Origin of the sequence: Novispirillum itersonii subsp. itersonii ATCC 12639 (assembly GCF_000381985.1) — a bacterium.
In the GTDB taxonomy this organism is placed as follows: domain Bacteria; phylum Pseudomonadota; class Alphaproteobacteria; order Rhodospirillales; family Rhodospirillaceae; genus Novispirillum; species Novispirillum itersonii.
Genome location: NZ_KB907369.1, coordinates 1 through 4,949 on the forward strand (window position 1 = coordinate 1; position 4,949 = coordinate 4,949).

At 62.0% G+C, this 4,949-nt stretch carries 5 protein-coding genes; 1 reads left to right on the top strand and 4 read right to left on the bottom strand.

What is annotated here, in order from left to right:
• The coding region (locus G365_RS0119595; RefSeq protein WP_019647230.1) for a glycosyltransferase at nucleotides 1–722 on the top strand (722 nt) is incomplete at its 5' end.
• Between the two features lie 87 nt (nucleotides 723–809).
• Here the strand turns inward: G365_RS0119595 and G365_RS0119600 are convergent.
• The 4 genes from G365_RS0119600 to G365_RS0119615 all read right to left on the bottom strand — a co-directional run.
• Nucleotides 810–1,892, bottom strand: a complete 1,083-nt coding sequence (locus G365_RS0119600; RefSeq protein ID WP_019647231.1) for an alpha-hydroxy acid oxidase — start codon at nucleotides 1,890–1,892, stop codon at nucleotides 810–812.
• A complete protein-coding gene (locus G365_RS0119605) occupies nucleotides 1,889–2,539 on the bottom strand; it encodes a tetratricopeptide repeat protein (protein WP_019647232.1) in 651 nt (216 codons plus the stop codon). The genes G365_RS0119600 and G365_RS0119605 overlap by 4 nt, the downstream gene beginning before the upstream one ends.
• On the bottom strand, nucleotides 2,539–3,225 hold the full coding sequence (locus tag G365_RS0119610) for a Fe2+-dependent dioxygenase (protein WP_019647233.1): 687 nt from the start codon (nucleotides 3,223–3,225) through the stop codon (nucleotides 2,539–2,541). The genes G365_RS0119605 and G365_RS0119610 overlap by 1 nt, the downstream gene beginning before the upstream one ends.
• Nucleotides 3,226–3,298: 73 nt before the next feature.
• A partial coding sequence (locus tag G365_RS0119615; protein WP_019647234.1) for a TonB-dependent receptor occupies nucleotides 3,299–4,949 on the bottom strand: 1,651 nt, incomplete at its 5' end.

The window sequence follows — 4,949 nt, forward strand, 5'->3', positions numbered from 1 at the left end:
TTCATAAGACAATTTCATATGCTCTCGGTAACTCGAAAGCTGTCATTGATGATTTGTATTCAGAGGGAATTTCAAAAGAGAAAACAAAATTAATTTATAATGGTGTTGATTTTTCAAAATTTAAAGAATTTAAAAAGAATCGTGTGGTCCGGAAAGAACTCTCCATTGCCGATGACAGGGCAATGATGGTGCTGGTCGCGAATCTGATCCCCTATAAAGGGCACCGCGACCTTATTGAGGCTTTACGGTTGCTTCCGTCCCTGACGCAGGAAAAATGGCACATGGTCTGCGTTGGCCGAGATGACGGCATCGGGCGTGAGCTACAAGATTTAGCCGAACAGGCTGGGATTGCCCCCTTCTTTACCTTGACCGGGGCCCGTTCTGATATCCCTCAGATTCTTGGGGATGCAGATATAGGGCTGCTGGTCTCACACGAAGAAGGCTTCTCAAATGCTGTCCTGGAAGGGATGGCTGCGGCTTTGCCGATGGTTGTCACCGACGTCGGGGGAAATGCAGAAGCGATTGTTGACGGGGTAACCGGCTTTGTGGTCCCCGCAAAGTCCCCCGAAAGAATTGCTCAGGCTCTGGCCACCCTTTTGAATGACAGGGGCATTGCTTGCCGGATGGGGGAGGCTTCTTCTGACCGGGCTCAAAAGCTGTTCTCGATGGAGGCCTGCGTGCGTGAATACAATGGGTTCTATCGTGATCTCCTGAAGCTCTGAAGGGAGACCCTGCCTGTCCGGATCGTTCAGGGCGATCTGTTATGTAACGCTGTTATCCACTCCCTGAGATCTTCCTGAGGGGTGTGATCACCCCCGTATCACCACTCCGGCATCAATATCCTGTAACCGCGCGCGGCCGGTCAGGGCCATCGCCGCCTCCAGTTCGGTCTGGAGCAGGGTCAGCAGATGGGCGACTCCGGCCAGCCCCCCGACGGCCAGCGCATGCAATACCGGGCGTCCGACCATCACGGCATCGGCCCCCAGCGCCAGTGCTTTCAGAATATCGGTCCCCCGCCGGATTCCGCCGTCAAGCAGCACCGGCACCCGTCCGGCGACGGCTTGTGTGATCAAGGGCAGCATGTCAAGGCTGGCCGGTAGGCCATCCAACACCCGTCCCCCATGATTGGAGACAATCAGCCCTTTGGCTCCGGCAGACAGGGCCGGGGTGACGTCAGCCGGATTTAGGATTCCCTTCAGTACGACCGGCAGAGGGGTGGCGGCACACAGCCGGGCGACATCTTCCCACGTCGGGGAGTGGTCGCGCAGGCTGTGAAACACCGGGCTGCCGACGGGATGCTGCGGGTGGGTATACTGAGGACTGTTCAGATTAACGGCGGAAATACTAGCAGGCAGCCGGAAACCGGCCCGTTGTTCGGCATTGCGGATGCCGCTGACAGGGGCATCAATGGTCAGCACAATCGCGCGGTATCCGGCCTCTTCTGCCCGCCGGACCAGCGAGAGGGTCACATCCGCTGACGGTTGCAGATACAGTTGAAACCACTGAGGAAACCGGCTGACCGCCGCAATGCTTTCCAGCGTCTGGCTGGCCAGCGTGCTGACGGTCATGACGGTCCGCGTCAGATCTGCGGCGGTGGCGGTGGCCTGCTCCCCCTCGGGGTGGGCCAGCCGGTGATAGGCCATCGGGGCGATCAGAATGGGATAGGGCATCTCTATCCCCAGCAGGGTCAGGGCTGCGGAAGCGCCGGAAAGGTCGCGCATGGCGCGGGGCAGAAGATGCAGGCGGGTGAAGGCGTCCCGGTTCGCCCGGTCTGTCAGGCCGTCGGCAGCAGCCCCGGACAGATAGGCGGCGCAGGCAGGATCCACCCTTTGGTGAAAGTACCGTTCGTAATCACAGGCGGCAACGCAGTCCGCAGGAACCCGCAGTGTCATCCGCGCTCTCCCGTCAGGGCTGCTGCCCGATGCCGGAGGGCCTGCAGGCGGGGGTCTGCGCTGTCTTTCAGGGCGGAGGCCATCGCCTGATAAAAGGCAGGAAAACCGCAGGTCAGGGCCTGTTCCAGCCACGGCAGGGCGGCATCGCTGTTGCCGTCAGCAATCAGCATGCGGGCGTGATTGAAGCAGCCCCAGCAATCGCCGCTGTCTGCCGCCGCCACAAAAAACTCCCGGGCTGCGGTCGGGTTCAGCGGGACACCGCGGCCTTCCTCATGCAGCAGGCCAAGCATGTTCAGGGCTTTGTTCAGGCCTTTCCGCGCGGCCTGTGCGTACAGGTCTGCTGCGGCGGCGTAATTCTGCGGTACGCCCCGGCCCTGTGCATACAGGTCCGCCAGATTGAACAGGCCCCAGGCATCCCCCAGATCTGCCGCCCGCCGGAAACAGGCGGCGGCCTGTGCCGGGTCAGCATCAACGCCCCAGCCCTGATCATAGCAGCGTCCCAGCATGGTAAAGGCGCGGGCATCACCGCTGCGGGCCGCCCGCCGGAACCAGTCCGGGGCCTGCCCCTGTGCGGCCCCCCCGGTGTTCAGGGCCAGCTGGCCCAGCAGCAGGTGGGCATCGGCAGGGCTGAAGGCGGCGGCGGTCATCACAGGTCCGCCCAGCGGCGCAGCAGATTATGATAATGGTTGACCAGTGACAGAACGGACGGATGGGTATCGCCCAGTGTCTGCCGCAGGTCCATGATGGTGACATCCAGATCATACAGCAGGCTGCGTTGCCCGTCGTCGCGGATCAGGGACTGGGTAAAGAAGAACGAGGCCCAGCGGCTGCCCCGGGTCACCGGGCTGACCTGATGCAGGCTGCTGGAGGGATACACCACGGCGTGGCCGGCGGGCAGGCGGACTGCTCTGGTGCCGAAGGTGTCCTCAATGATCAGGTCTCCGCCATCATACTCTTCCGGTGCGGACAGGAAGACGGTGGTGGAAACATCCGTCCGCATCCTCAGCCCATGTGTTCCGGGGATGGTGCGGATGGCGTTATCGACGTGGGCCCCATAGGTCATGCCGCCGTCGTAGCGGTTAAACATGGGGGGCAGAACCCGCAGGGGCAGGGCAGCGGAATTGAAGGCCGGGCTGCGGCCCAGAGCCCGCAGGATGATTTCGCCCAGATCACGGGCAACGTCGCTGTCTTCGGGGATCTGCAGATTGCTCTTGGCACCGGCGGCAAGATCCCCGGCGGTCCGGCGTCCATCGACCCACGGCGACTGTTCCAGAAGGGTCCGGCAGTGGGCAACGTCCTCAGGGGTAAGAAGATCTGGGATCTGCAGCAGCATAGGGCATGTCCGGATGCAAAGAACGGGCGGCCCGCATTCACCGGGCCGCCCGTTACAGGGGAAGAAAACAGGATCAGAAAGTGACCCCGGCGGTCAGCATCACCGTCCGCCCGGATGCGGGCACCGCACGGGTGGCATTGAAGGCCGAGGTATAATTCAGGTGATCAGTCAGATTATAGCCGTTCAGGGCCAGCGACAGGTTCTCAAACTCGTAAGACAGCATCGCATCGACGGAGAAGGTCTCCGGGATTTCGGCGGTGTTGGCGGAGTTGGTCCAGTACTTTGAGGCATACTGGGCACCGCCGCCAAGGGTCAGCTCGCCGGGCAGGGCGTCGCCGATCATGTCGGACAGTGAATAGCTGGTCCAGATGCTGGCGTTATGCTTCGGCACGTTCGGCGCGTCATTGCCGACATCGCTTGGGGTGCCGAGGTTGGCGGTGACTTCACCGTTCAGGAAGGCGTAACCGGTATACAGGGTCCAGGCCGGGGTGATTTTTCCGGTCACACCGGCTTCAATCCCGGTGATCTGGGTGCCGATCCCGGCTTCAGAGAAACCGTTGGCCAGCGCCCCAGTGGACGTATCGACGGTGTAGACGTTGCTTTTTTCCAGCAGGAAGGCGGCACCGTTGACGCCCAGACGCCCACCGAAGAAGTCAGCCTTCCCCCCCACTTCGTACAGGTCGGTTTCTTCGGGGTCAAAGTTGCGGGTGGCGCTGGGGGTTTCGCTGGGGGTTCCGGCGCGGGCGGTGATCGCCAGCGATGCCAGATCCGAGCCCACCGGCTTGGCGGAGTGGGAATAAGTGGTATACAGCGAGACGTCTTCCGTCGGCTCATAGATCAGGCTGACCGAGGGGCTCCAGGTGCCTTCCTGATCCTGCCCGTTGGGGAACCCGGCGGCCTGCGAGCGGTAAGAGGTCCGGAAGTAATCCCACCGCAGCCCGCCCTGCACCGAGACCTGTTCGGTCATCCACACCCGGTCACTGGCAAACAGGCCGGTCCCGAGCGCGCTGGAGCTGCGGACGCCGCTGTCAGGATAGGTGACAGAGAAGTTGGCCGGGTAACTGGTGGCCGGGTTCAGCACGCTGGTGGTGGTGGCCCCGCCGTTGACCCGGGTGCCCAGGTTCATGGTGGATTCCTGATAGGTCAGATCCAGCCCGGCCTGTGCCCGGTGCTTCAGGCCAAACAGCTGCCCTTCGGCCTTGACGCCGCTGACATTCTGCACACCCCAGCCATCCTGCTTATACGTCGATCCGCCACCGCCGCCATAGCTCATGGTACCGGTCAGGCTGGTCAGCGGGGTATTGCCCCCGGCGTTGGTGGTCAGCAGGTCGCGGTCATACAGGCTCCAGCGGGTGTCATTGTAAAACGACAGGGACTTGCTGGCCTGATGGGTCAGCTGCGAGGTCAGGACGTGGTTTTCAGTAATGTCATGGTCCTGATCGCGGGCGTAGGAGACGGAGCGCTTCAGCCCGTATTCTGCCGCCGGACGGATGATACCGTCACTGCCGCGCATCATCGGCTGGCCCATGTCGGGGGTTTTTTCACCCTTCAGGTAGGAATAGTTCAGGTGCCAGGTGGTCGCTTCACCGATCCCGACGCCGATGTCGGCGGCAAACCCTTTGCGTTCGGCATCAATGTTATTGCGGTCGGCCACGTCCTGCGACTGGTACAGGGCATTCAGCCGCACGGCGGAGGTGTCGGTGATTTTGTGGTTGGAATCCAGC